The 24,960-nt window shown below is 59.9% G+C and carries 24 protein-coding genes; 15 read left to right on the forward strand and 9 right to left on the reverse strand.

The window, feature by feature from the left end:
* Positions 1–18: 18 nt before the first annotated feature.
* Both JN524_RS23225 and JN524_RS23230 read right to left on the reverse strand, forming a co-directional pair.
* Positions 19–1,947 (reverse strand): RecQ family ATP-dependent DNA helicase, encoded by a 1,929-nt coding sequence (locus JN524_RS23225; RefSeq protein ID WP_202370846.1) that lies wholly within the window; start codon positions 1,945–1,947, stop codon positions 19–21.
* A 181-nt stretch (positions 1,948–2,128) separates the two neighbouring features.
* Positions 2,129–2,632 (reverse strand): polysaccharide deacetylase, encoded by a 504-nt coding sequence (locus tag JN524_RS23230; RefSeq protein WP_202370847.1) that lies wholly within the window; start codon positions 2,630–2,632, stop codon positions 2,129–2,131.
* A 302-nt stretch (positions 2,633–2,934) separates the two neighbouring features.
* Here JN524_RS23230 and JN524_RS23235 point away from each other — a divergent pair, with 302 nt between their 5' ends.
* The 5 genes from JN524_RS23235 to nadS all read left to right on the forward strand — a co-directional run bounded on the left by JN524_RS23235 (position 2,935) and on the right by nadS (position 5,807).
* On the forward strand, positions 2,935–3,219 hold the full coding sequence (locus JN524_RS23235) for a hypothetical protein (RefSeq protein WP_202370848.1): 285 nt from the start codon (positions 2,935–2,937) through the stop codon (positions 3,217–3,219).
* A gap of 82 nt (positions 3,220–3,301) precedes the next feature.
* A complete protein-coding gene (locus JN524_RS23240; RefSeq protein ID WP_202370849.1) occupies positions 3,302–4,444 on the forward strand; it encodes a hypothetical protein in 1,143 nt (380 codons plus the stop codon).
* Positions 4,445–4,791: 347 nt separating this feature from the next.
* Entirely contained in the window at positions 4,792–5,091 is a 300-nt protein-coding gene (locus JN524_RS23245; RefSeq protein ID WP_134785191.1) for a hypothetical protein, read from the forward strand.
* A 111-nt stretch (positions 5,092–5,202) separates the two neighbouring features.
* The gene (locus JN524_RS23250; protein WP_202370850.1) at positions 5,203–5,517 is read left to right on the forward strand and encodes a type II toxin-antitoxin system RelE/ParE family toxin; all 315 of its coding nucleotides are present in this window, start codon (positions 5,203–5,205) and stop codon (positions 5,515–5,517) included.
* A gap of 2 nt (positions 5,518–5,519) precedes the next feature.
* Positions 5,520–5,807 carry a NadS family protein gene (gene nadS / locus JN524_RS23255; protein WP_098966690.1) on the forward strand — a complete coding sequence of 96 codons (288 nt, stop codon included), beginning with the start codon at positions 5,520–5,522 and terminating at the stop codon, positions 5,805–5,807.
* Positions 5,808–5,872: 65 nt separating this feature from the next.
* On the opposite strand, the gene JN524_RS23260 is transcribed toward nadS, so the two are convergent.
* Together JN524_RS23260 and hslO are read right to left on the reverse strand one after the other, a co-directional pair.
* Positions 5,873–7,414 (reverse strand): phosphoenolpyruvate carboxykinase, encoded by a 1,542-nt coding sequence (locus JN524_RS23260; RefSeq protein ID WP_202370851.1) that lies wholly within the window; start codon positions 7,412–7,414, stop codon positions 5,873–5,875.
* 181 nt (positions 7,415–7,595) lie between these two features.
* The gene (gene hslO, locus JN524_RS23265) at positions 7,596–8,498 is read right to left on the reverse strand and encodes an Hsp33 family molecular chaperone HslO (RefSeq protein WP_098966688.1); all 903 of its coding nucleotides are present in this window, start codon (positions 8,496–8,498) and stop codon (positions 7,596–7,598) included.
* A gap of 104 nt (positions 8,499–8,602) precedes the next feature.
* On the opposite strand from hslO, the gene JN524_RS23270 reads away from it, so the two are divergent.
* Positions 8,603–9,403: a phosphatase PAP2 family protein gene (locus JN524_RS23270; protein ID WP_202370852.1), complete on the forward strand. Its 801-nt coding sequence runs from the start codon at positions 8,603–8,605 to the stop codon at positions 9,401–9,403.
* Between the two features lie 89 nt (positions 9,404–9,492).
* Here JN524_RS23270 and JN524_RS23275 read toward each other — a convergent pair whose 3' ends face one another.
* Entirely contained in the window at positions 9,493–9,897 is a 405-nt protein-coding gene (locus tag JN524_RS23275) for an RNA-binding S4 domain-containing protein (RefSeq protein WP_027611206.1), read from the reverse strand.
* A 216-nt stretch (positions 9,898–10,113) separates the two neighbouring features.
* Between JN524_RS23275 and rimB the strand changes: the two genes are divergently transcribed.
* Entirely contained in the window at positions 10,114–10,593 is a 480-nt protein-coding gene (rimB, locus tag JN524_RS23280) for a retropepsin-like aspartic endopeptidase RimB (RefSeq protein WP_003220644.1), read from the forward strand.
* Complete coding sequence (rimK, locus tag JN524_RS23285) at positions 10,590–11,495, forward strand: 30S ribosomal protein S6--L-glutamate ligase (RefSeq protein WP_007949201.1); 906 nt, start codon at positions 10,590–10,592, stop codon at positions 11,493–11,495. Before rimB ends, rimK begins: the two co-directional genes overlap by 4 nt.
* An 86-nt stretch (positions 11,496–11,581) precedes the next feature.
* Here the strand turns inward: rimK and JN524_RS23290 are convergent, their stop codons facing one another.
* A complete protein-coding gene (locus JN524_RS23290; protein ID WP_202370853.1) occupies positions 11,582–12,895 on the reverse strand; it encodes an ATP-binding protein in 1,314 nt (437 codons plus the stop codon).
* Between the two features lie 114 nt (positions 12,896–13,009).
* The gene (gene ompR / locus JN524_RS23295) at positions 13,010–13,750 is read right to left on the reverse strand and encodes an osmolarity response regulator transcription factor OmpR (protein ID WP_003220637.1); all 741 of its coding nucleotides are present in this window, start codon (positions 13,748–13,750) and stop codon (positions 13,010–13,012) included.
* Positions 13,751–14,108: 358 nt separating this feature from the next.
* Between ompR and JN524_RS23300 the strand changes: the two genes are divergently transcribed.
* From JN524_RS23300 to tauD, 7 genes are all read left to right on the forward strand, one after another.
* Positions 14,109–16,433 (forward strand): Tex family protein, encoded by a 2,325-nt coding sequence (locus JN524_RS23300; protein ID WP_007964702.1) that lies wholly within the window; start codon positions 14,109–14,111, stop codon positions 16,431–16,433.
* Positions 16,433–16,816, forward strand: a complete 384-nt coding sequence (locus tag JN524_RS23305; protein ID WP_202370854.1) for a PaaI family thioesterase — start codon at positions 16,433–16,435, stop codon at positions 16,814–16,816. Before JN524_RS23300 ends, JN524_RS23305 begins: the two co-directional genes overlap by 1 nt.
* Before the next feature lie 245 nt (positions 16,817–17,061).
* Positions 17,062–18,645 (forward strand): glutamate--cysteine ligase, encoded by a 1,584-nt coding sequence (gene gshA, locus JN524_RS23310; protein ID WP_202370855.1) that lies wholly within the window; start codon positions 17,062–17,064, stop codon positions 18,643–18,645.
* 208 nt (positions 18,646–18,853) lie between these two features.
* Positions 18,854–19,831 carry a taurine ABC transporter substrate-binding protein gene (gene tauA, locus JN524_RS23315; RefSeq protein ID WP_202370856.1) on the forward strand — a complete coding sequence of 326 codons (978 nt, stop codon included), beginning with the start codon at positions 18,854–18,856 and terminating at the stop codon, positions 19,829–19,831.
* A gap of 16 nt (positions 19,832–19,847) precedes the next feature.
* Positions 19,848–20,642 carry a taurine ABC transporter ATP-binding subunit gene (tauB, locus tag JN524_RS23320; RefSeq protein ID WP_202370857.1) on the forward strand — a complete coding sequence of 265 codons (795 nt, stop codon included), beginning with the start codon at positions 19,848–19,850 and terminating at the stop codon, positions 20,640–20,642.
* Positions 20,639–21,472, forward strand: a complete 834-nt coding sequence (tauC, locus tag JN524_RS23325; protein ID WP_103368663.1) for a taurine ABC transporter permease TauC — start codon at positions 20,639–20,641, stop codon at positions 21,470–21,472. Before tauB ends, tauC begins: the two co-directional genes overlap by 4 nt.
* A 135-nt stretch (positions 21,473–21,607) precedes the next feature.
* Entirely contained in the window at positions 21,608–22,447 is an 840-nt protein-coding gene (gene tauD / locus JN524_RS23330; protein WP_202370858.1) for a taurine dioxygenase, read from the forward strand.
* Between the two features lie 90 nt (positions 22,448–22,537).
* Here tauD and mgrA read toward each other — a convergent pair whose 3' ends face one another.
* Together mgrA and JN524_RS23340 are read right to left on the reverse strand one after the other, a co-directional pair.
* A complete protein-coding gene (gene mgrA / locus JN524_RS23335) occupies positions 22,538–23,575 on the reverse strand; it encodes an L-glyceraldehyde 3-phosphate reductase (protein WP_202370859.1) in 1,038 nt (345 codons plus the stop codon).
* A 64-nt stretch (positions 23,576–23,639) separates the two neighbouring features.
* Entirely contained in the window at positions 23,640–24,959 is a 1,320-nt protein-coding gene (locus JN524_RS23340) for an LLM class flavin-dependent oxidoreductase (RefSeq protein ID WP_202370860.1), read from the reverse strand.
* Between the last annotated feature and the right edge of the window lies 1 nt (position 24,960).

Raw genomic sequence — 24,960 nt, forward strand, 5'->3', positions numbered from 1 at the left:
GCAACTCCTGCAGACATATCAGAGGTGTTCTTGAGTCCAACTGCGAACCTCGGCGTACGGATACTCCTCCAGCGCCGCAAACCCCGAAATAGTCCGTGCCTTTAACCTGGTGAACAGCGGAACACTCATCCCGCACAGAAACCGCGTCAGGCGCTCCGCCGTCGGCACATGGCCGGTGTGCTGTTCGTGCCTGTGGATAAAATCACCGCACAACGCCGCGAAGTTCTTATCCACAAGCGCTGGCAACTCGGGAGGCCCCGGCAGTTGCGCGACATTACCGTGGCACACCGAACAGTGCCCGCAGCGCTCGGGCGCATTGTGGTCGCCGAAGTATTCGGCCAGGCGATAACCCAGGCAGCGCTCAGTGGCGAACAGTTCGAGCATGGCGTGAATCCGCGCGACTTCAGTCTGTTCATGCCGGGTGAAGTACTCGTGCAACTCGGCGCTCAGCACAGCGCTGTCGAAATCGCTGTGCAGCACGTTGTAGACCTCGGTCATCTGCTTGCTCTCAAGCTCGACCCAGCCCTTCTCCTGAAAATAATCCAGCGCCGTCACCACCCGATTGCGCTCAGCCGAATACTGCGTGTACATCGCCTCGAAATTCACCGTAGCCCAGGTACGTGCGCGGCTGGAGGTGTGAATGATGGCCGCGACAAACTCCCTGCGCTCTCCCTCGAAACGCTCAAGCAACGCTTCCGGCTCCAGCAGGTATTTGAAACGGTACTCGGCGTAATAGGCATAGCGCGGAGCAATCAGGCCGCGCAGCTCCATTTGCACCAGCAACGTCTTCAGCGGCAGCGTGCGAATGTTGCTCTGATCCGCCAACGGCCCGAGCAGAAACTCCCACTGTCCTTCAGCTGCGGCAGCCTGCATTTCCTCCAGCACACAACGTATCCCCTCGCGCTCCGGGGTATCGCCGTAGACGAAATTTTCCAGCACGTTGAGGCTGTCGCGGTTGGCCAGCACCAGGCAATCCGACGGCTGTCCATCCCGTCCGGCGCGACCGATTTCCTGACTGTAGTTCTCGATGGATTTCGGCAGGTCGAAATGCACCACGTTGCGGATATCGCTCTTGTCGATGCCCATGCCGAACGCAATGGTTGCGACTATGCAATTGGACTGCCCGGCCATGAAGCGCTTCTGGATCGCCTCGCGCTGATCGTTGGGCAACCCGGCGTGATAAGCCTCGGCCTGTATGCCGTTGCGCCCCAGATGTTCGGCGATGTGCTCGGCGGTTTTCTGCAGCGTGACGTAGACGATGCTCGGCTGGCTCGCGCGCTCGCTCATCCACTCCACCAGCCGCTGGCGCTTGTCCTGGCCACGCACCGGTTCCACCAGCAGATTGAGGTTTGGGCGATAGAAACCGGTGGTCACAACATCTTCGGCAGCGATGGCGAATTTGGCTTGCATGTCGGCGATGACTTTCGGCGTCGCCGTGGCCGTCAGCAGCAGGGTTTGCGGGATATTGAACTGACGCTGGTAGTCCGGCAGCTTCAGGTAGTCGGGGCGGAAGTTGTGGCCCCACTCCGAGATGCAGTGCGCCTCGTCAATCACCAGCAGCGAGATCGGCACCTGCTGCAAAAAATTGCGAAAACGCTCGTTCTTCAGGCGCTCCACCGAGATCATCAGGATCTTCAATTCACCCGAACGGGCGCGGGCCATCACATCATTGGCGTCATCGCGGCTTTGTGCCGAATCGATGCTGCCGGCACTGATGCCGTGACGCTTGAGGAATGCCAGTTGATCCTGCATCAACGCCAACAGTGGCGAGACCACCAGGGTCAAGTGTGGCAGCAACAGTGCCGGTACTTGATAGCACAGCGACTTGCCAGACCCGGTGGGGAAAATCGCTGCCGCCGAGCGCCCGGCCAGTACCGCGCTGATCGCGGCTTCCTGCCCGGGTCGAAACTGTGGATAACCGAAAACCTGTTCCAGGGTGTTGTGCATGCGCTGTCACTCCGTTGACCGCTGTGATGCCAACAGCCTAGCGGGCGATCGCAGCGAGTCGAGAAAAGGCCGGGGTCAATTCAATACGGGATGATACAGCCAATAGCGCAGACAACTCGGTCCACTGCAGGAGCGAGCCTGCTCGCGAAGGGGCACAAAACAGCGATACAAACTTACCCGTTCAGGGCCGCAAAACCGCCACTCGCAGTTGCTCGTTCAACACCTGCTCATGCACGCCCTGGCTCTTGCTCGCCCACAACGCATGAGCCGGGCTGATGTCACCGGTGAAGGCCGCCGCCAATTGCCGCAGTTCCGCAACACTGCGCACGCGCGGGCAGAACGGCTGCCCGTCACAGTCAACGCTGGCGTTGCGATAGGTGCTCAGCAAACGATCCCACAGACCGTCACGCACCTGCCTGATCGACTTGAGCTGCACATGCGGCACACCCAGTCGCTGCTCCAGCCCTGCCTCGTCCAGCGCTTCGTTGGCGAGCAGGGCCCTGCCGAACATCAACACCTCGGCGCGCGAGGCGGTATCGATGCCGGTCTGGCTGGAAAGCGCATCGGGCCAACCCGTGCGTTGAAGGTCGGCAAACATCCAGCCGTTGCCGGCATCAGACGCCATCGCCAAACGGCAACCACTGGCCCACAGCAATAAAATCGAGGCCATACGTAGCCACTGCATACTCAATTCCCTTTAAGCGCGTATCGGACGCCTGGAAACGTCCTACAGATTCTGGCGCGCACCATACATAGATCTGCCAAGAAACGCCTGTGAATCCTGTGGGAAATTTCTGCGCTAGGGGTTTCACCCCGATAAAACCGCAAAACCTTGTAGGGCATATGCCCGGCCCTCGGAAAATCCCCTACGAACGCCGTCCATTGCGGCGCTCTTGTGAGTGCTCGCCACCCACTTCTATAGTGGCCGGCGCGACTGACCACTGAATCAGCCCCGCCCGAGTGCCTTTGTAAAGGACAAGCCTGACCATGATTACCCGCTATCGCCCCTTGAAGACTTGCTACAACGAAAATCCCGTATTGGTCATCGATACTCACTCCAGCCATCGCGATCTGCTTGATGCCGCTGACCAGCGACTGCGTGCCGCCAGCGATCTGCTGGAAACCCTTTACTGTTTATGTTTCAAACAGGCCGATGTGAAAGATATACCCAACATCGTTAATGCTCTTTATTTATTAGTGCAGGACGGCTGTGATTTGCTCGAAGTCGCAAAACATAAACCCCAACAATCAGACCCCACTGAAAACAACTAAAATCCAGAAACAACAGAATGCTTTAATAAACAGCTAAAAAAGACCTAAGTTGTTGACTCTTACTTTAACCGAGAGCAACACAATGACTGTTTTAACTATCTTTTTTTGCGGAACTGGTTCCAATAAATTCGACGTAGCCCACGAAAACTTCTGGAACGGCGAACTGATTTCCACCTTGGCTGCCAATCATGCGGGTTACGAGTTTGCCGAGTGGATCGTGGTCGATGGCCCCGGCAGCGGCAACATGCAGGCCGACGACCTGTTCACCAAGACCAAGGAATACGGCATGAGCGGAACCTTGTTCGGCAAAGGCTGGGAAGAAAACGTGTTGCACGCGCTCAATATCATCAAGGGCAAGTGTGACTGGCAACGCGAGCAACTGACTGAAGCCGAATACAATCGCCTGAAAGCTGCCGGCATTCCGATTGAAGATGTAAAAGCCGAGGGTTCCTGGTTCTGGCGCAAATATAATTACGGTAATCGCAGCATTACCCAGCAGCAATTACAGGAAGGAATTATCAAAACCCACCGCAAGGATGGTGTTATTCCCACTCAAGTCAATCTCGTCGGTTGGAGCCGAGGCGGCATCAGTTGCCATATGTTGGCCAATGCAATGTTCAAGGACAGCCTGCTGAAAAACATCCCGGTCAATATCTTTGCTCTTGATCCCGTGCCAGGCATTGGTAACTTTCAGGAAGAGCGGGTCAAACTCGCGGCCAACGTCAAAGAGTATGTAGCGTTCTATGCTCGTGACGAACGCTCCAAAGGTTTCAGCTGCGTCATCCCGCAGACCGCTACCGGCACTAAAACCTACATTTATCCTATGGCTGGCCGCCACGCCACCATGGCCGGCAATGCCACCAGCAGTGGCGGCGTCCCGACTGGCGCCGGTGATCTGAAAGCACTGTCCGAGCCCGGACGCATCGTGCGCCATCTCGCTGAAACCTGCCTCAAACGCTGGGGCGTACGACTGCAAAAAACGTTGAATCTGACCCAGGCCGATCTGGAAAACCTCACCAACGGCATCGCACGCGATGAAGCCAAATACAAGCTGATGCACAAACATTCCTACACCTACTTCACCGAGCTGGACCAAGGCGAGCGCTACGTTTCGCTGGGCAGCAAAGGTGTACCGTTCACCAGCGTGAACGGCGAGATCTACAAGCCGGCGACCGGCCTGGCAACCAGTTTGCTGGATATTTCGGCGTATCAGCATTTGCGTTGAAAAACGATTAAAAATCGGTAGGAACGTCCGATGCAATCTTCATCCCGTTCCTACACGCCACGACTCTTTGTCGCCTATCGCGGCTTGAGGGCACAAATCTATAGTCGTGACTGTCGCTGGCAAATCAGCGGCTCGGGCTTGGTCACCTGAATGGATCGTGAAGACGCGTCCGCTGTATGCTGCCGGCACTCAATTGCCTGCAGTTTTATGGTGGCTGTGTTTGGGACACCTTCGGGTGTGCCGGGTCTGTGCACGATCCTCACCGGTTGACCAACCCGAACACAGTCGCCTCCTGTCGCTTGGTCACGATGTGGTGGCTTCACTTGAAGCATTTGAGGATCAACGAAATGAAAACATGGAATCAATTACCCGCTGATCGCTACCGCTCACTCGAATCCAACCTCACCGACACCAAGCCCCTGATCATCGACACAACGGCCAACCCGCAAGACATCCTCGAATGCGCCGTCCAGCGCCTGCGCGCCTCCAGCGACCTGCTGAAAACCCTCTACTGCCTCAGCTTCAAACAAGCCGACGTCGAAGATATCCCCCACATCACTCACGCCCTCTATCTGCTGACGCAGGATGGCTGTGACCTGCTGCAGGTCGCGCAGCAGCAGATGCTCGGCTGGAAAGCTCCAGTCTGAGGTTGAGTGATCAGATCGTTCCCATGTTCGACATGAGAACGATCACTTACCAGTCATCTACTCAAATCACTTCAGCATTGCTGAAAAGTAAGCCAATGGCGTACATTTACGATGATTTTTATTGAGACTCGGATCTTTACCCGTCGAGTAAAAGAGCTGCTGGATGATGACACTTACGCCGCTTTTCAGAAGCAACTGGTTGTAAGCCCTTCGATTGGCGATGTAATTGAAGGCACAGGCGGGATTCGCAAAACCCGAATCGCAGCTAAAGGACACGGCAAGCGAGGCGGAGCACGTGTTATTTACTACCACTTCGTTTCGGCGTCACAAATCGGGTTATTGATGATCTACCCTAAAAATGAACAACACGATCTGTCCAGCGATGAGCGTAAAGCACTCAAGGTCTTGATCAAAAAATGGAGATGACCATGAGCAAATTTTTTGATGAGCTGATGGAAAGTGTGCAAGAGATGGACGAGATCGTACGAGGCGAGCGCACACCTTCTCGCGAATTCCACGTTGATGCATTGCAGGTCAAAGAAATTCGTAAAGCTACCGGTTTGACCCAGACCAAATTTGCGGCACTGATCGACGTCCAACTCGGCACTCTACGAAATTGGGAACAGGGCCGTCGCGAGCCAACCGGGCCGGCAAAAGCTTTGCTCAAGGCCATTCATAACGACCCGGTTCATGTTTTGAATGCATTGGCTCATTGAGAAAATGAACACCCACAAAAAAGCCGCCCCTAAGAGGCGGCTTTTTTATTCACCAGAACTAAGCCTTACAACTTAGGACCCGCAGCCTTGATCGCGTCGCTCACTTCGAACTTCTTGAAGTTCTCGATGAACAGACCGGCCAGCGCCTTGGCCGCTTCGTCGTAGGCAGCCTTGTCAGCCCAGGTGTTGCGTGGGTTGAGCAGGTTGGTTTCAACGCCCGGTACGGCCAGTGGCACGTCGAGGTTGATGGTGTCCAGGTGCTCGGTGGCGGTACCGATCAGCGCGCCGCTCTGGATCGCTGCGATCACCGCACGGGTGGTCGGGATGTTGAAGCGTTTGCCGACGCCGTAGCCACCGCCGGTCCAGCCGGTGTTGACCAGGTAGACCTTGGAGCCGAAGCCGCGGATGCGCTTGATCAGCAGTTCAGCGTATTCGCCAGCCGGACGCGGGAAGAACGGTGCGCCGAAGCAGGTGGAGAAGGTCGACTTGATGCCGCTGCCCGAACCCATTTCAGTCGAGCCCACCAGCGCGGTGTAGCCGGACAGGAAGTGGTAGGCCGCTTGTTCTTCGTTGAGGATCGACACTGGCGGCAGCACGCCGGTCAGGTCGCAGGTCAGGAAGATCACCGCGTTTGGCTCGCCGCCCAGGTTCTTCTCGGAACGCTTGGCAACGTGCTCCAGCGGGTAGGCCGCGCGGCTGTTCTGGGTCAGGCTGACATCGGCGTAGTCGGCATGCTTGGCGTCGTCGATGACCACGTTTTCCAGCACAGCGCCGTGCTTGATGGCTTTCCAGATGACCGGCTCGTTCTTCTCGGACAGGTCGATGCACTTGGCATAGCAGCCGCCTTCGATGTTGAAGACAACGCCTTCGCCCCAGCCGTGTTCGTCGTCACCGATCAGGTAACGGCTTTCGTCGGCGGACAGGGTGGTTTTACCGGTGCCCGACAGACCGAAGAACAGGGTCACGTCGCCTTCTTCGCCGATGTTGGCAGCGCAGTGCATTGGCAGCACGTCAGCGGCCGGCAGCAGGAAGTTCTGCACGGAGAACATGGCTTTCTTCATTTCACCGGCGTAACGCATGCCGGCGATCAGCACTTTCTTCTGCGCGAAGTTGATGATCACGCAACCGTCGGAGTTGGTGCCGTCACGCTCAGGCACGCACTCGAAGTTGGCCACGTTGAGCACTTGCCACTCTTCACGACCGGCCGGGTTGTACTGGGCCGGGTTGATGAACAGGCAACGACCGAACAGGTTCTGCCAGGCAGTCTGGGTGGTCATTTTCACGGCCAGGTAGTGATCTTCAGCCGCACCTACATGCACGTGGGAAACAAAGTGCTCTTGCGCGTTGTTGAACGCCTCGACACGAGCCCACAGCGCGTCGAACTTGTCGGCCGGGAACTTGCGGTTGATCGGGCCCCAGGCGATAGCGGCCTGGGTGGAAGGCTCTTCAACGATGAAACGATCGACTGGCGAACGGCCGGTGCGATGACCGGTGCGGACTACCAGAGCGCCGGTATCGGCAAGCTCGCCCTCACCGCGTTGCAGGGCTTCTTTAACCAGATCATCAACACTCAGATCGGTGTACACGGCGTTATTGGCTTGCGTCATGAGGTTCCCCGTCGGCCAGTGGCCGAGTGTGCTCCAAACGTTTTGTAGTAGAAAGTCGTGCACTACTACCGCGAAAAAAGTGGGCCGGATTATGCCAGAAAAGCCCAAAAAGAGTAGGGTCCTCCCGTCGTAACGGCGAAATTCCGTCGTTACGCAGTGAATTTACCTGCGCTGAACCGTTTTAGTGCCGGGTATCTGACGGCGTGTCGACGCCTGCGCCAGCGAACAATTGAGCAATATCGGCCGCATCGAACAGGTAACGCTGGTTGCAGAACTGGCAATCGATCTCGACTTCGCCACCGCGTTCAGCCACCAGTGCCTGCGCATCTTCCAGACCCAGACTGACCAGTGCATTGCCCGAGCGTTCCCGCGAGCAGCTGCAACGGAAGCGCAGGTTCTGCACATCGAACAGGCGCACCTGCTCTTCGTGGTAGAGGCGATGCAGGACGGTTTCGTTGTCCAGGCTGAGCAATTCATCGGCGGTCAGGGTGCTGGCCAGGGCGGTGATGTGCTGCCAGCTTTCGGCGCGCTCTTCTTCGTCTTTCAGGCGGTCGGCCGGCAGTTGCTGCAGTAGCATTCCGCGAGCACGGCGGCCGTCGGCGAACAGCTTGAAGCGGGTGCCGACCTGTTGCGACATGACGAAATAGTTGGTGAAGCACTCGGACAGGGTTTCGCCGTCGAGATCGACGATGCCTTGATAACGCTGGCCAATTGTCGGGTCGACCGTCAGGGTCAGGTCACCGCCCGGCATCAGGTCGGCGAGGGTGGCATCCGCAGCGATCTGCTCGGCGTTGTATCGCGCCAGACCACGGATCTCGCGCTCGCTGGAGCATTCGATCATCAACAGCGGAATCGGCCCTTCGGAGCGCGCCTGCAGAATCAGCAAGCCGTCGAATTTCAGCGTGCCCACCAGCAACGAAGCGGCCGCCATCAGTTCGCCCAGCAATTGCGCGACCGGCTCCGGGTACGGGTGCTTGGCGAGGACTTCGGCGTAGCTGCGTTCCAGCGCCACCAGTTCGCCGCGAGTGTCGCTGTCATCGAAGATGAAGCGTTGGGTGTAGTCGGTATCCGGTAGGTCGGTCATAGGTCTGGGTATCTGAATTGATGACAAAATGGTTACAAAAGATGAAAATCCCGCGCTTCTCCGCACCCGTTTGGTGCGAAATGTTCAGCCACGGGAGGCATTTTATGAACAATCCGGGTTTGTTCCAATCAAGGTGGAACCTCGGCCGGCTGGTTCTGTGTAACGTAGTGCCATTGGCGCTACTGGCTTTCTGGTTATGGCCTACGGGCCAGATGCTGTGTGTGATTTTCGACGAGTGGCTGTTCCGCTCACTCAATGCACCACTGGCCAGCAACCCCATATGGCTCCACATCTGGGCAATTGCAAGTCTGCGTCCGTTCGACATTGTCGTCGGACTGATTCTGCTGACGCTGCTGATCAAGGGCGACTGGGTGTTCAAGGCGATTGATGTACGTCGCGCCTTCTTCGGTTTTTTCTCGATTCTGCTGCTGATGGTGGTGATTCGCGCGCTGTTTTCCAAATTCGCCGACTACATGGACTGGCAGCACAGCAGCCCATCGATGGTGCTGGAAGGCGCGGTGCACCTGAGCGACTATTTCCCGCATCTGGAAAAAACCTGGGAGCTGAAGGATCGCTCGAGCCAGAGCTTCCCCGGTGACCACGCTTCGGTGTTGCTGATCTGGGCGCTGTTCATGGGGGTCTTCAGTCGCTCAGTCGGCCAGTTCCTGACGATCTGGGGCCTGGCGTTGCTGTTCATGCTGCCACGTCTGGTGGCCGGCGCGCATTGGGGCCAGGACGATTACATCGGCGGCATGCTGCTGGCGGTGTGGGCGTTGGGCTGGGGTTACTACACGCCGTTTGCCTATCACGCCGCCAACTTCTGGCTGAAGGTGACTGCGCCGGTTTTCGCTTTGCTGGGCAAACTGCCGCTGGTTTCGCGGATGAGTGTGGTGTCTGCCCGTTAATGGGTTGAATGCTGAAAAGATCGCAGCCTGCGGCAGCTCCTACATGTGAATACATTTTCCTGTAGGAGCTGCCGCAGGCTGCGATCTTTTTATTCGTGGCTGTTCCCACGAAATTTAAACAGATCCCGCCGCTGCTTCTTGCTCGGTTTGCCGTCGGTACTCACACCTAACGCCCCGGCCTTGCGCATCGCCGCTGCCGCTTCACGTTTGGCAATACTCGCCTCCGTCTCGGTATACAGCGTCTGCGCCTCGGGTGCGCCGCGACGTACGATCGACAAGGCTTCAACCCTCACCGTGCGCTCTTCAAAGCCGGTACGAATTTCGAACTCATCGCCAATGCGTGGCTCTTTGCCAGGCTTGCAGCGGTCGCCTCGGCAATGCACCTTGCCACTTTCGATGGCGGCTTTGGCCAAGGCCCGGGTTTTGTAAAAGCGTGCCGCCCACAACCACTTGTCGAGACGGACCTTGTCGTCCTCTTCGCTTTTTTGTGCCATGGAATTTCCTCATTCTGAAATATTGATGAACTGTACTACCGTTTCTGTCGTGCCATGAATTACCCCGTCCCGGATTACAATGCGCACCAGCCGATACCTGCTTGAGGGATCAGCGATCCGGGCCGTAGATATCTGTCGCCTTTTAACCCTTATTCTGCGTGAATACCGCGAATTCGGCCGCACGCGGCCCGAGCGGTTTCTGCCGGTTGAGCACCTTTGAAGACATTTGACCATTTGACCGTTGTCGGTCTGCGCGAGTGGGTGGCGCTCCCTGATCTGGGAGTCGCAGGCCTGCGGGCGAAAATCGACACCGGTGCCAGCACCTCCAGCCTGCATGCCACCGACATCGAGCCGTTCGAACGCGACGGCGAGAAGTGGGTGCGCTTCACCGCGCACCTGGGCACGGTTGTGCAGTTACGTCACCGGCGCTGCGAAGCGCCGCTGGTGACGCGCAAAACCATTAAAAGCTCCAACGGCCAGGCACAGGTGCGCTATGTGATCAGCACTACCCTGGCCCTCGGTGATCGGGTCTGGGCAGTCGAGTTCACCCTCGCCTGTCGCAAGTCCATGCGCTATCGCCTGTTGCTCGGTTCCAAAGCCCTGATCGACGGCCAGTTGGTGGTCAATCCGGGCATCAAATATGTACAAGACAAGCCGGTGTTCCCGGTATCTACCTCCTCCACAGGTGTTGCATGAAGATCGCTGTGCTGTCGCGGAATCCGCGTCTGTATTCCACCCGTCGTCTGGTCGAGGCCGGCACCGAGCGCGGGCATGAAATGGTGGTGATCGACACCTTGCGCGCCTACATGAACATCGCCAGCCACAAGCCGCAGATCCACTACCGCGGCAAGCCGCTGGAAGGCTTCGATGCGGTGATCCCGCGGATCGGTGCGTCGGTGACGTTCTACGGTTGCGCCGTGTTGCGCCAGTTCGAAATGATGGGGGTGTTTCCGCTCAACGAATCGGTGGCCATCGCCCGCTCGCGGGACAAATTGCGTTCGCTGCAACTGCTGTCGCGTCGTGGCATCGGCCTGCCGGTCACCGGTTTCGCTCACTCGCCGGATGACATTCCCGATTTGATCGACATGGTCAACGGCGCGCCGCTGGTGATCAAGGTGCTGGAAGGCACCCAGGGCATCGGCGTGGTGCTGTGCGAAACCGCTACGGCGGCCGAGTCGGTGATCGAGGCGTTCATGGGCCTGAAGCAGAACATCATGGTTCAGGAATACATCAAGGAGGCGGGCGGTGCGGACATCCGCTGCTTCGTGGTTGGCGACAAGGTGATCGCAGCCATGAAGCGTCAGGCCAAGCCGGGCGAGTTCCGCTCCAACCTGCATCGCGGCGGCAGCGCCAGCCTGATCAAGATTACCCCGGAAGAACGCATGACCGCCTTGCGCGCGGCCAAGGTCATGGGGCTGGCAGTGGCGGGTGTGGATATCCTGCGTTCGAACCATGGGCCGCTGGTGATGGAAGTGAACTCGTCGCCGGGCCTGGAAGGGATCGAGACCACCACCGGCAAGAACGTGGCGGGGATTATCATCGAACACCTTGAGAAGAATGGCGGGCCGAATATGACCCGGACCAAAGGCAAGGGTTAAAAGCAAAAGATCGCAGCTTTCGGCAGCTCCTACATGGGAATCCGTATCCTGTAGGAGCTGCCGAAGGCTGCGATCTTTTTCAACTGTTAAACGGCATCGCGCGGCAACATCAACCCCAACGGCAACCGCACCCGCGCCTCCAGTCCGCCTCCGGAGCGGTTGCGCAGTTCGACATTGCCGCCATGCATCGAAGCAATCCGCTTCACGATCGCCAGGCCCAACCCCGTACCTTTACCGCCCCGGGCACGGTCGCCACGGGTGAACGGGTTGAAGATCGCCTCCAGCTCCGAAGGATCGATCCCCGCCCCCCGGTCCATCACGCTCAACACCACGTACGGCGCGCTGGTATCACCGGACACATAAGCCGCGACCTCGACGCCAGTGCCGGCATGGTTCAGGGCGTTGCCGATCAGGTTGTTCAGCAGCCGCTTCATCGATACCCGGCGCAACGGGAACGGCTGGATCGGTTCCAGACGCAGACGCACTTTCTCTTCGCTCTGGTTGTACGGTGCGGCCACTTCACGCACCAGATCGCTCAGGTCGACCTCCTCCACCGACTCGTCGCGACCATCGCGAATGAACGCGAGGAACTGGTCGAGAATCGCGTCCATGTCTTCGATGTCGCGCACCATGTCGTCGGTCAAATCGTTGCGATCACCCATCAGCTCCAGCGACAGACGCAAGCGGGTCAGCGGCGTGCGCAAATCATGGGAGACTCCCGCCAGCATCAGCTCGCGCTCGCGACCGGCCTGTTCGACATCTTCGGCCATCTGGTTGAAGGCGCGATACACCTCGGTCATCTCGCTCGGTGTGTCGCTGATCGGCAGACGCACACTGCGGCCCTGGCCGAGTTGTCGGGCGGCATACACCAGGCGCTTCAACGGCTGATTGAGCTGGCTGACGAAAATCCAAGCCGAGGCGGTGGACAGCAAGCCGATGGCGAGGAACCAGCCGAGCACGTTCCAGATTTTCTGGCCGCGCAATGGATGCGGGTACAGCGGCACTTTCAGCCATCCGTCGCCGAGGCTTGGCGCACGCACCCACAGCGCCGGCGGCGAGTGCATGCGCAAGCGTACTTCGGTGTCGGCGCCCAGTTCCGCCTGCATCTGCCGCTGATAGATTTCACTGTAAGGCCAGTGTTGTTCGCCCTCCGGCACTCCGGCGCCGACTACCCGGATCAGGGTTGCGGCATCGGCAATCTTTGCGCGATTTTCTTCATCGGCCGCCCAATAGGCGCGCAACGTCAGGGCGACGCCGTGGCTGTATTGGCGATCCACCAGCACGTCCTCGTTCATCAACAGATAAACCAGGGTCAGCGCCTTGGAAAACAGCACGACGATGAGCACCAGCCAAAGGGTGCGGGAGAAAAAACTTTGGGGGAACCAGACGGGGGTTTTCATCGATAACCGTTACACACTTGCAGGAGCGAGCCATGCTCGCATATTGCGGATTGCGAGTCTGCGTAGAGGGTCGATCAACCCGGTCTGCGCAGACCCGCTCCTACAAATCGCCGATCACTTGGTAGCGGCGCCATCCGGTACGAACACGTAGCCCACGCCCCAGACCGTCTGGATGTAACGCGGTTTCGACGGATCCGGTTCGATCATCCGGCGCAGACGGGAAATCTGCACGTCGATGGAACGCTCCAGGGCATCCCACTCGCGGCCACGGGCCAGGTTCATCAGTTTGTCGCGGGTCAGCGGCTGACGCGCATTCATCACCAGAGCCTTGAGTACCGCAAACTCTCCGGTGGTGAGCATGTGCACTTCTTCCCCACGTTTCAGTTCGCGGGTCGCCAGCGACAGCACATAATCACCGAAGGTGACGTTTTCGTCTTCGCTGCCCGGCGCGCCCGGCACCGGTGCGGCCTGACGCCGCAGAACCGCTTTGACCCGTGCCATCAGCTCGTCCGGGTTGAACGGCTTGGCCAGGTAGTCATCGGCGCCCAGTTCCAGGCCCTTGATGCGGCTCATCTCATCGCCCTTGGCGGTGAGCATGATGATCGGAATCTGATTGTTCGCCGCACGCAGACGCCGGCATGCGGTCAGGCCGTCTTCGCCTGGCAGCATCAGATCGAGGACGACCAGATTGAACACTTCACGCGACAGCAGACGGTCCATTTGCTCGGTGTTCGGTACGGCACGGGCACGGTAGCCCTTGCTGACGAAGAAACGTTCCAGCAGGCTGCTCAGCCCCGGATCGTCGTCAACAATAAGAATTTTTTCGCCTTCAGCATTGTTTGCAGTGCTGCTCATTGGATGCTCCTTTTAGCTCGGCGCGCATTATGGCGTAGCTGCCGTTATACGCACCGTGTGCATTGTTAGCAGATTTTTCCTTCACTGCCAGAAAACCGGGGTTTATGCCTACAGACTGCTACACCCCCGAATGACAGAACGCTGGTTATAATGCGCGGCGTTTTGTGCCAGGCAACGTCTGAATCGTTACCGCAGGTGGCCGCGATATTTTCCGGGCCTGCGCAGTAATTATTCGATTTCACGGGTCAATGGGGTGCCTTTTGACCCAGGCAGCGGCAATTTTCTAGCCGCTCAACCAGACTCCGGGCCTTTATTTCCGTGCCTGCGAGCCTGCTTTCACAATATGTCAGGTGGTTTTATGGACAGCATCAACAGCCGCATCGCCGAGGAACTCGGCGTACGCCCGCAACAGGTCGAAGCGGCCGTCGCGCTACTCGATGAAGGCTCTACCGTTCCCTTCATCGCCCGTTACCGGAAAGAAGTCACCGGCAGCCTCGATGACACCCAACTGCGTCATCTGGAAGAGCGTCTGCGCTACCTGCGAGAACTCGACGAACGGCGCATCAGCATCCTCGCCAGCATCCAGGAGCAGGGCAAACTCACCCCTGCCCTCGAACGCGACATCAAGCTCGCCGACACCAAGACCCGCCTCGAAGACTTGTACCTGCCGTACAAGCAGAAGCGCCGCACCAAGGGCCAGATTGCCCTGGAAGCCGGCCTCGGCGAGCTGGCCGATGGCCTGTTCAACGACCCGAACCTGACGCCAGAAACCGAAGCCGCACGCTTCGTCGACGCCGAGAAAGGCGTAGCCGACGTGAAAGCTGCGCTGGAAGGCGCCAAGTACATCCTGATGGAGCGCTTCGCCGAAGACGCCAGCCTGCTGGAGAAGCTGCGCAACTTCCTCAAGCAGGAAGCGACCATCAGCGCCCGCGTGATCGCCGGCAAGGAAGAAGAAGGCGCGAAGTTCCGCGACTACTTCGAACACGACGAGCCGCTGAAAAGCATGCCGTCGCACCGCGCACTGGCGATTTTCCGTGGCCGCAACGAAGGCATCCTCAGCTCCGCGCTGAAGGTCGGCGACGAACTGCCGGGCACCATGCACCCGTGTGAAGGCATGATCGGCCAGCAATTCGGCATCCAGAACCAGAACCGCCCGGCCGACAAATGGCTCGGTGAAGTGGTGCGCTGGACCTGGAAGGTAAAGCTCTACACGCACCTTGAAACCGACCTGCTCGGCGAACTGCGCGACGGCGCCGAGACCGAGGCGATCAACGTCTTCGCCCACAACCTGCACGACCTGCTGCTGGCCGCGCCGGCCGGCCCCCGCGCCACCCTGGGCCTCGACCCGGGCCTGCGTACCGGCTGCAAAGTCGCGGTGGTCGACTCCACCGGCAAACTGCTCGATCACGCCACGGTGTACCCGCACGTGCCGCACAACAAATGGGATCAGACCATCGCGATTCTGGCCGCGCTGTGCGCCAAGCACTCGGTTGACCTGATCGCCATCGGCAACGGCACCGCCAGCCGCGAAACCGACAAACTGGCGATCGAGCTGATCAAAAAATACCCAGCAATGAAGATGACCAAGGTCATGGTGTCCGAGGCCGGCGCCTCGGTGTACTCGGCATCGGAACTGGCGGCCAAGGAATTCCCGGATCTGGACGTGTCGATCCGTGGTGCGGTGTCGATCGCTCGCCGCTTGCAGGATCCGCTGGCCGAGTTGGTGAAGATCGATCCGAAATCCATCGGTGTCGGCCAGTACCAGCACGACGTCTCGCAACTGAAACTGGCACGTGGTCTGGATGCGGTGGTCGAGGACTGCGTGAACGCTGTCGGCGTCGATGTGAACACCGCCTCGGTGGCCTTGCTGGCGCGGATCTCCGGCCTCAACGCGACTTTGGCGCAGAACATCGTCGCTCACCGGGACGAGCACGGCGCGTTCAAAACCCGCGCAGCGCTGAAAAAAGTCGCGCGTCTGGGCGAGAAAACCTTCGAACAGGCCGCAGGCTTCCTGCGTGTGATGAACGGTGATAACCCGCTGGATTCTTCCGCTGTTCACCCGGAAGCCTATCCGCTGGTGCAACGCATCGCTGCTGAAACCGACCGCGATATTCGCTCGCTGATCGGCGACGCCGCGTTCCTCAAGCGTCTGGACCCGAAGAAGTTCACCGACGAGACCTTCGGTCTGCCCACCGTCACCGACATTCTGCAAGAACTGGAAAAACCGGGTCGCGACCCGCGTCCGGAGTTCAAGACCGCCGAGTTCCAGGAAGGCGTCGAAGACCTGAAAGACCTGCAACTGGGGATGATCCTCGAAGGCGTCGTCACCAACGTGACCGCGTTCGGCGCGTTCGTCGACATCGGCGTGCATCAGGACGGTCTGGTGCACATCTCGGCGCTGTCGGAGAAGTTCATCAAAGACCCACGCGAAGCGGTGAAGGCCGGTGACGTGGTGAAAGTGAAGGTCATGGAAGTCGATATCCCGCGCAAACGCGTCGGTCTGTCGATGCGCATGAGCGACACCCCGGGCGAGAAAATCGACGGTGCCCGTGGTTCGCGTCCGGGCTCGGCACCGCGCCAGTCGTCCAACAACGCGCCACGCAAGGAAACGGCCACAGCCGCTCCGGTGAACAACGCCATGGCTTCGCTGTTCGCTAACGCCAAGCAGCTGAAGAAACGCTGATGGACATTCCGGCCGGGCTCGTCGAGAGCGCGTTTTTCAATCTGTTGGGCTGCCGCCTGCACAGCCTGGAAACCGGGGTGGCGCAAGTCGCCCTGGTGCTGGAACCGGAACTGCGCAATCGCGGCGGCAAATTGCACGGTGGCGCGCTGTTCAGTCTGGTCGATATCGCCATGGGGCTGGCCTGTTCCAGCACCCACGGCTTCGACCAGCAGAGCGCGACCATCGAGTGCAAGATCAACTACATCCGCGCCGTATCCGACGGCGAGGTGCTGTGCACGGCGCGGGTGATCCACCCGGGCCGCCGCACGCTGGTGGTCGAGGCCGACGTGATGCAGGGCGACAAACTGGTCGCAAAAGCGCAAGGCACGTTCGCTGTCCTGTAGATGTTGTTCATCATTTTGAGTTAATTTCGGCGCAACGAATCCTGTAGGAGCTGCCGCAGGCTGCGATCTTTTGACTTTGTTTGTAATAGCAAGATCAAAAGATCGCAGCCTGCGGCAGCTCCTACAGTTTATGTGTGTGGCTGACCGGCTAGAAAACCAGGCGAAAACGCCAGTTTCAACTTCACCCTTGTAGACCGTCCTGCCCACCCCCATATTGGGGCGACTGACGCGTGAAGGAATCCAAATTGAGCGAACTTCTCAACCGCCGCCTGGCTCTGCTCGGCGAGCGCGCCAACCTCTCTCTGCTCGAACAGTGCCTCCACGGTATCGAACGTGAATGTCTGCGCGTGACCAGTGAAGGTCGTCTGGCGCAAACGCCGCACCCGGAAGCCTTGGGTTCCGCGCTGACCAACGAACAGATCACCACCGACTACTCCGAGTCGCTGCTGGAATTCATCACCCCCGCCCTGCCCGATCCGGCCGATACGCTGGCGAGCCTGGACAAGATTCATCGCTTTGCCTACAGCAAGCTCGGCAACGAGTACCTGTGGAGTCCATCGATGCCGTGCCCGTTGCCGGCCGAGGAAGACATCCCGATCGCCTATTACGGCACCTCCAACATCGGTCAGCTCAAGTACGTTTACCGCAAGGGCCTGGCCCTGCGGTACGGCAAGACCATGCAGTGCATCGCCGGGATTCACTACAACTTTTCCCTGCCGGAAAAGCTCTGGCCGCTGCTGCGCGAAGCCGAGGGTTACGTCGGCACCGACCGCGATTTCCAGTCGTCGTCGTACATCGCGCTGATCCGTAACTTCCGCCGCTACAGCTGGCTGCTGATGTACCTGTTCGGTGCTTCGCCGGCGCTGGACGCAGGCTTCCTGCGCGGCCGTTCGCACCAGTTGGAACAACTGGATCCGGACACCTTGTATCTGCCGTACGCCACCAGCCTGCGCATGAGCGACCTCGGTTACCAGAGCAACGCCCAGGCCGGCCTGACGCCGTGCTACAACGATCTGGCGAGCTACACCGACAGCCTGCGCAAAGCAGTGGCCACGCCGTATCCGCCGTATGTGGAAGTCGGCACGCACCAGGATGGCGAGTGGGTACAGCTCAACACCAACATCCTGCAGATCGAAAACGAGTACTACTCCAACATCCGCCCGAAACGCGTGACCTACACCGGCGAGCGGCCGATCCAGGCCCTGATGGCCCGTGGCATTCAGTACGTCGAAGTGCGTTGCCTGGACATCAACCCGTTCCTGCCAATGGGCATCGACGTCACCGAATCACGCTTCCTCGACGCGTTCCTGCTGTACTGCGCGCTGAACGACAGCTCGTTGCTGACCAACAACAGTTGCGGCAACGCCACCTCGAACTTCCTCAGCGTGGTCAAGGAAGGTCGCCGTCCGGGCCTGCAATTGCAGCGTGACGGCGAAGCGGTCGAGCTGAAGGTCTGGGCAGCCGAGCTGCTGGAAAAAATCGCACCGCTGGCGGCATTGCTTGATCAGAGCCATGGCGGCGACGCACACAGCAAGGCGCTGGACGCGCAACTGGCCAAGGTCAAGGATTCGTCCCTGACCCCTTCGGCCCAAGTGCTGGCGGCCATGGCTGAGCACAAGGAAAGCTTCGCGCAATTCTCCCTGCGTCAGAGCCAGGCGCATGCCGAGTTCTTCCGCAGCGAGCCATTGGCGGCGGATGAACAGGCGAAGTTCGAGGAGCTGGCGCGTTCGTCGCTGGCGCAACAGGCGGAGCTTGAGCAGAACGAGGTTGGCGATTTCGATGTGTTTGTCGGGTCGTATCAGGCGAGCATTCTGGCGATCAGTAACTAAGCGCTGTCTTTGAAAAGATCGCAGCCTGCGGCAGCTCCTACATGGGATATGCGTACACCCAGTAGGAGCTGCCGCAGGCTGCGATCTTTTGATCTTTAGATTTTTCCGCTCATAAGCTAAGTCTAAAAAGTTATTTATTTTTAGATTCTTAGATCATTTAGTCTCCTTTTACGCCGATCGTCGGTCGCCTGATTTGGAGCACTCCCCCATGAAACTGAATTTCCCGCTTCGCCTGCTGGCCGTGGCCTCGTTGGCTGCTGCGAGCTTTCTGGCGCAGGCCGCCGACCTCACCGTCGCTTACCAGACCACCGTCGACCCGGCGAAAGTCGCCCAGGCCGATGGCGCCTACGAAAAAGCCACCAAGGCCGACATCAGCTGGCGCAAGTTCGACAACGGCGCCGACATCATCGCCGCCATCGCGTCCGGTGACGTGCAGATCGGCTACCTCGGTTCCAGCCCGCTGACCGCCGCCATCACCCGCAAGGTTCCGGTGGAAACTTTCCTCATCGCCACCCAGATCGGCGCCGCCGAAGCACTGGTCGCCCGCGACGGTTCCGGGATCAAGACCCCGCAGGATCTGGTCGGCAAGAAAATCGCCGTGCCGTTCGTGTCCACCGGTCACTACAGCCTGCTCGCGGCGTTGAAGCACTGGAACATCGACCCGTCGAAAGTCACCGTGCTCAACCTCGCCCCGCCAGCGATCATCGCCGCGTGGAAACGCGGTGATATCGACGCCACTTACGTGTGGGATCCGGCCCTCGGTGTGGCCAAGGAAAACGGCAAAGTGCTGATCACCTCCGGCGAACTGGCCAAGTTCGGCGCGCCGACCTTTGACGCGTGGATCGTGCGCAAGGACTTCGCCGAGAAGCACCCGGAAATCGTCACCGCATTCGCCAAGGTCACCCTCGACGCCTACGCCGATTACCGCAAGGATCCACAAGCCTGGGTCGCCGACCAGTCACACGTCGACAAGCTGGTGAAGCTCTCCGGTGCCAAGGCCAGCGACATTCCATTGCTGCTGCAGGGCAACGTCTACCCGCTGGCGGCTGATCAGGTGATCACACTCGGCGCGCCGACCACCAAAGCCATTACCGACACCGCCGCGTTCCTCAAGGAGCAAGGCAAGGTCGAAGCCGTACTGCCGGACTACGCGCCGTCCGTCAGCGCCAAATACATCACCAACTGATCGGGAGTTCACTGCGATGGCCTTGCTACAGCTGGAGCGCATCAGCGCACAGTATCCCGGCAGCCCGGAACCGGTACTGGCGGACATTTCCCTGACCCTCGGGCCTCAGCAATTGCTGGTCGCTCTCGGCCCGTCCGGCAGTGGCAAGACTTCGCTGTTGAACCTGATTGCCGGCTTCGTCGAACCCAGCGCCGGGCGCATCACCCTCGACGGCGTGCCGGTCAAAGGCCCGAGCGCCGAACGTGGCGTGGTGTTCCAGGATGACGCGCTGTTGCCTTGGCAGGATGTGTTGGCCAACGTCGCGTTCGGTCTGGAACTGGCCGGTGTCGCCAAGGACAAACGCGAACAGCGCGCCCGCGAGATGCTCGCGCTGGTCGACCTCACAGGTTTTGAACACCGCCGAATCTGGCAACTCTCCGGCGGCCAGAAACAGCGCGTCGGCCTGGCCCGCGCCCTCGCCGCCGACCCGCGCGTGCTGCTGATGGACGAACCCTTCGGCGCCCTCGACGCATTCACCCGCGAGCAGATGCAGGAACTGTTGCTGCAAGTCTGGCAGCGCACCGCAAAACCGGTATTCCTGATTACCCACGACATCGAAGAAGCGGTATTCCTCGCCACTGACCTGATTCTGCTGGCGCCGAATCCGGGGCAGATCGTCGAGCGTCTGCATCTGGATTTCGGTCAACGCTACGCTGCCGGTGAGGCGGCGCGGGCGATCAAATCCGACCCGCGTTTTATCGAAACCCGCGAGCACGTGCTGAGCAAAGTGTTCTCGCAACGCAGCGCCGTACAACGGCAGGAGCGCGCATGAGCAGTTACGACGTTTCCGCCCCGGCAGTGAAAACCCCATCGGTGGCGATTCCCGTGCGGCGCAGCCTCAGCACGCGGTGGATCAGCCTGCTGACCCTGTTCGCCTTGCTGGTGATCTGGTGGGCCGTGACTGCCAGCGGTTTGATCGAACCGCTGTTCCTGCCGCCACCGTCCGCCGTCCTGCAAAAAGGCTGGTTGCTGGCGACCACCGGTTACATGGATTCGACCCTGTGGCAGCACCTGGGCGCGAGCCTGAGCCGCATCGGTCTGGGCCTCGGTTTCGCGATCCTGACCGCAGTGCCGGTGGGCATCGCCATCGGCGCCAACCGTATTGCCCGCGGTGTGCTTGATCCGTTGATCGAGTTCTACCGGCCGATTCCGCCATTGGCTTATCTGCCGCTGATCGTGATCTGGTGTGGCATCGGCGAGTTGTCGAAAGTGCTGCTGATCTACCTGGCGATTTTTGCGCCGATCGCCATCGCTACCGCGACCGGTGTGCGCACTGTAGACCCGGCGAAATTGCGCGCTGCGCAGTCATTGGGTGCGACTCGCGCACAGTTGATTCGCCACGTGATTTTGCCCAGCGCCCTGCCGGACATTCTCACCGGTGTGCGCATTGGTCTGGGCGTTGGCTGGTCGACCCTGGTCGCCGCCGAACTGATCGCCGCCACCAGCGGTTTGGGGTTCATGGTGCAGTCGGCTGCGCAATTTCTGGTCACCGATGTGGTGGTGCTGGGGATTCTGGTGATCGCCCTGATCGCCTTCGCCATGGAAATGGGCCTGCGCGCCCTGCAGCGCAAACTGGTGCCGTGGCACGGCCAAACCCACTAAAGCATTTGTGAATCCTCCCCTGTAGGAGCTGCCGCAGGCTGCGATCTTTTGATCTTGTTTTTAAAAGATCAGGATCAAAAGATCGCAGCCTGCGGCAGCTCCTACAAGGGGTACCTGGAATTGAAGAGAACCACCATGAGCAGCCTGACCATCACCCCATTAAGCTCGGCCCTCGGCGCGCAGATCAGCGGCGTCGACGTCAGCCAGCCATTGAACCTGGAACAGCGCGACGCCATCGAGCAGGCGCTGCTCAAGTATCAGGTGCTGTTCTTCCGCAACCAGCCGATCGAGCCTTCGCAACAGGCACGTTTCGCCGCGTACTTCGGCGACCTGCACATCCATCCGATTTACCCGAACGTGCCGGAGCAGCCGGAAGTGCTGATCCTCGACACCGCCGTCACCGACGTGCGCGACAACGCGATCTGGCACACCGACGTGACCTTCCTGCCGACCCCGGCGATGGGCGCGGTGCTCAGTGCCAAGCTGTTGCCGGAATTTGGCGGCGACACCCTGTGGGCCAGCGGAATTGCCGCCTATGAAGCGCTGTCGGCACCAATGAAAACTCTGCTCGAAGGCCTGACCGCCACTCACGATTTCACTCGCTCGTTTCCGCTGGAGCGCTACGGCAACACGCCGGAAGCGCTGGCACAGTGGGAAGAGGCACGACGCAAGAACCCACCGCTGTCGCACCCGGTGATCCGCACTCACCCGGTGAGCGGACGCCGTTCGTTGTTCGTCAACGAAGGCTTCACCTCGAAGATCAACGAGCTATCGGACACCGAGAGCGAGGCGATTCTGGAGTTCCTGTTCGCCCACGCAACGCGGCCGGAGTTCACCATTCGCTGGCGCTGGCAGCAGGACGACATTGCGTTTTGGGACAACCGTGTGACCCAGCATTATGCGGTGGATGATTACCGGCCTGCGCGGCGGGTGATGCAGCGGGCTACGGTGTTGGGGGATGTTCCTTACTTTTAAAAGCAAAAGATCGCAGCCTGCGGCAGCTCCTACATTGGAATGCGTTCCTCTGTAGGAACTGCCGCAGGCTGCGATCTTTTGCGTTGCCGATTACTCCGCCGTCGAAGGCTTCTCCCAAAGATTGATCCCGCCCTCCTGGGCAAAGCGGTCGATCTCCGCCAGCTCCTCAGCACTGAAACTCAGATTCTTCAACGCGCCGACGTTCTCGATGATCTGCTCCGGCCGGCTCGCGCCGATCAGCGCCGAGGTCACTCGCGGATCACGCAGGGTCCAGGCCAGCGCCAGTTGCCCCAGGCTCTGGCCGCGACGTTTGGCGATCTCGTTCAACGCGCGCACGTGGGCAATGTTGGCCTCGGACAAGTGCGAAGCCTGCAGCGAACCGCCACCCGGGCGATTGACCCGCGCATCCGCCGGCACGCCGTTGAGGTACTTGTCGGTCAGCAGACCTTGCGCCAACGGGGTGAAGGCGATGACGCCAGTGCCGAGTTCGTCGGTGGTGTCGAGCAGGTCTTTTTCCACCCAGCGATTGAGCAGGTTGTACGCCGGCTGATGAATCAGCAGCGGTACCTTCCATTCCTTGAGCAGCGCGGCGATCTCGCGGGTTTTCACCCCGGAGTACGACGAGATGCCGATGTACAGCGCCTTGCCCTGTTGCACGGCGGTGGCGAGGGCGCTGGCGGTTTCTTCCAGCGGAGTGTCCGGGTCGAAGCGGTGCGAGTAGAAGATATCCACATAGTCCAGACCGAGACGCTGCAGGCTCTGGTCGAGGCTGGCCAGCACGTATTTGCGCGAGCCGCCGCCCTGACCGTACGGGCCGGGCCACATGTCCCAACCGGCCTTGCTTGAAATGATCAGTTCATCGCGGTACTGCTTGAAGTCTTCGCGCAGCAGGCGACCGAAATTGATCTCGGCGCTGCCGTACGGCGGGCCGTAATTGTTGGCCAGGTCGAAGTGGTTGATGCCCAGGTCGAACGCGGTGCGCAGCAGGGCGCGCTGGGTGTCGATCGGCGTGCTGTCGCCGAAGTTGTGCCACAGGCCCAGCGACAGCGCCGGCAGCACCAGACCGCTGCGGCCGACGCGGCGGTAAGGGATGGAGTCGTAGCGGTTTTCGGCAGCGGTGTAAGTCATCGAATCCTCTCTTGTTTGATTAACAGCAAATTGAGGGTGAATTTCAACTTTGTGGTGAGGGGATTTACACAAATCTGTTTTGCGGTCGGGCCAGGCCCAGGTTCTCGCGCAAGGTTCGGCCCTCATACTCGGTTCTGAACAACCCACGCCGTTGCAGTTCCGGGACCACGCCATGGGCGAAATCTTCGAGCCCGCCCGGCAGGTGCGGCACCAGCACATTGAAACCGTCCGCCGCGCCCTGTTCGAACCACTCCTGCAAACGGTCGGCGATCTGCGCCGGGGTGCCGATCAGGCTGTAATGCCCGCGCCCACCGGCAATCCTGCGGCCCAATTCGGCGAGGGTCAGATTCTCCTGCCCCGCCAGTTCAGTCAGCAATTTCTGCCGGCTCTGCTGGCCGCTGTCGGTCAGCGGCAAATCCGGTAGCGGGCCGTCCAGCGGGTACTTCGACAAGTCGAAGTTGCCCAGCATACGCCCAAGCAACGCCACGCCAACCTCCGGTTCGACCAATTGCTGAAACGTTTCACATTTTTCCTGCGCTTCGGCTTCTGTCTGCCCGACGACGACAAACACCCCGGGCATGATTTTCAGCGAATCGGCACTGCGTCCGTACTTGGCCAGACGCCCCTTGAGGTCGGCGTAGAACGCCTGCGCGCCCGATAGCGAAGTCTGCGCGGTGAACACCACCTCAGCGGTCTGTGCCGCCAGCTCACGCCCGGTCTCCGATGAACCGGCCTGCACGATCACCGGTTGTCCCTGCGGCGAGCGCGCCACGTTCAGCGGGCCTTTCACCCGAAAATGCTCGCCGACGTGATCCAGCACGTGCAACTTCGCCGGGTCGTAATAGGCGCCGCTGGCTTTGTCGCGGACAAAGGCATCGTCCTCCCAACTGTCCCACAGCCCGGTGACCACCTGATGAAACTCGCGGGCACGGCTGTAGCGTTCGGCGTGGCCGATGTGCTCGTCGCGACCAAAATTCAATGCTTCGGCGGCGTTGTCCGAGGTCACCAGATTCCACCCCGCACGCCCGCCCGACAGATGATCGAGCGAGGCGAATTTGCGCGCCACGTGGTACGGCTCGTTGTAGCTGGTGGTCGCCGTGGCGATCAGGCCGATGCGCTCGGTCACCGCGCTCAGGGCCGAGAGCAAGGTCAGCGGTTCGAAGTGATCCGAGCGCGCCATGCGGCTGGCGATGTCCTGAGTCGGCGCGGCAACACTGTCGGCAACGAACAGCGTGTCGAATTTCGCTGCCTCGGCAATCTGCGCCAGACGCTTGTAGTGGGCGAAATCCAGACCGGCATTGGCCGGCACTTGCGGGTGCCGCCACGCGGCGACGTGGTGCCCGGTGGCCATGAGAAACGCGCCGAGTTTCAACTGTCTGCTCATC

Origin of the sequence: Pseudomonas sp. MWU318, assembly GCF_016756945.1 — a bacterium.
Lineage (GTDB): Bacteria > Pseudomonadota > Gammaproteobacteria > Pseudomonadales > Pseudomonadaceae > Aquipseudomonas > Aquipseudomonas putida_A.

Excerpts from the sequence above, each read along its gene's own strand:
- JN524_RS23230 (WP_202370847.1), bottom strand. The coding sequence starts at position 2,632 with ATGCAGTGGCTACGTATGGCCTCGATTTTATTGCTGTGGGCCAGTGGT.
- nadS (WP_098966690.1), top strand. The coding sequence starts at position 5,520 with ATGAGCAAATTTTTTGATGAGCTGATGGAAAGTGTGCAAGAGATGGAC.
- JN524_RS23225 (WP_202370846.1), bottom strand. The coding sequence starts at position 1,947 with ATGCACAACACCCTGGAACAGGTTTTCGGTTATCCACAGTTTCGACCC.
- hslO (WP_098966688.1), bottom strand. The coding sequence starts at position 8,498 with ATGACCGACCTACCGGATACCGACTACACCCAACGCTTCATCTTCGAT.
- JN524_RS23340 (WP_202370860.1), bottom strand. The coding sequence starts at position 24,959 with ATGAGCAGACAGTTGAAACTCGGCGCGTTTCTCATGGCCACCGGGCAC.
- JN524_RS23275 (WP_027611206.1), bottom strand. The coding sequence starts at position 9,897 with ATGGCACAAAAAAGCGAAGAGGACGACAAGGTCCGTCTCGACAAGTGG.
- JN524_RS23270 (WP_202370852.1), top strand. The coding sequence starts at position 8,603 with ATGAACAATCCGGGTTTGTTCCAATCAAGGTGGAACCTCGGCCGGCTG.
- tauA (WP_202370856.1), top strand. The coding sequence starts at position 18,854 with ATGAAACTGAATTTCCCGCTTCGCCTGCTGGCCGTGGCCTCGTTGGCT.
- mgrA (WP_202370859.1), bottom strand. The coding sequence starts at position 23,575 with ATGACTTACACCGCTGCCGAAAACCGCTACGACTCCATCCCTTACCGC.
- JN524_RS23300 (WP_007964702.1), top strand. The coding sequence starts at position 14,109 with ATGGACAGCATCAACAGCCGCATCGCCGAGGAACTCGGCGTACGCCCG.
- ompR (WP_003220637.1), bottom strand. The coding sequence starts at position 13,750 with ATGAGCAGCACTGCAAACAATGCTGAAGGCGAAAAAATTCTTATTGTT.
- tauD (WP_202370858.1), top strand. The coding sequence starts at position 21,608 with ATGAGCAGCCTGACCATCACCCCATTAAGCTCGGCCCTCGGCGCGCAG.
- tauB (WP_202370857.1), top strand. The coding sequence starts at position 19,848 with ATGGCCTTGCTACAGCTGGAGCGCATCAGCGCACAGTATCCCGGCAGC.
- rimK (WP_007949201.1), top strand. The coding sequence starts at position 10,590 with ATGAAGATCGCTGTGCTGTCGCGGAATCCGCGTCTGTATTCCACCCGT.
- JN524_RS23250 (WP_202370850.1), top strand. The coding sequence starts at position 5,203 with ATGATTTTTATTGAGACTCGGATCTTTACCCGTCGAGTAAAAGAGCTG.
- JN524_RS23305 (WP_202370854.1), top strand. The coding sequence starts at position 16,433 with ATGGACATTCCGGCCGGGCTCGTCGAGAGCGCGTTTTTCAATCTGTTG.
- JN524_RS23235 (WP_202370848.1), top strand. The coding sequence starts at position 2,935 with ATGATTACCCGCTATCGCCCCTTGAAGACTTGCTACAACGAAAATCCC.
- JN524_RS23245 (WP_134785191.1), top strand. The coding sequence starts at position 4,792 with ATGAAAACATGGAATCAATTACCCGCTGATCGCTACCGCTCACTCGAA.
- JN524_RS23290 (WP_202370853.1), bottom strand. The coding sequence starts at position 12,895 with ATGAAAACCCCCGTCTGGTTCCCCCAAAGTTTTTTCTCCCGCACCCTT.
- tauC (WP_103368663.1), top strand. The coding sequence starts at position 20,639 with ATGAGCAGTTACGACGTTTCCGCCCCGGCAGTGAAAACCCCATCGGTG.
- JN524_RS23260 (WP_202370851.1), bottom strand. The coding sequence starts at position 7,414 with ATGACGCAAGCCAATAACGCCGTGTACACCGATCTGAGTGTTGATGAT.
- JN524_RS23240 (WP_202370849.1), top strand. The coding sequence starts at position 3,302 with ATGACTGTTTTAACTATCTTTTTTTGCGGAACTGGTTCCAATAAATTC.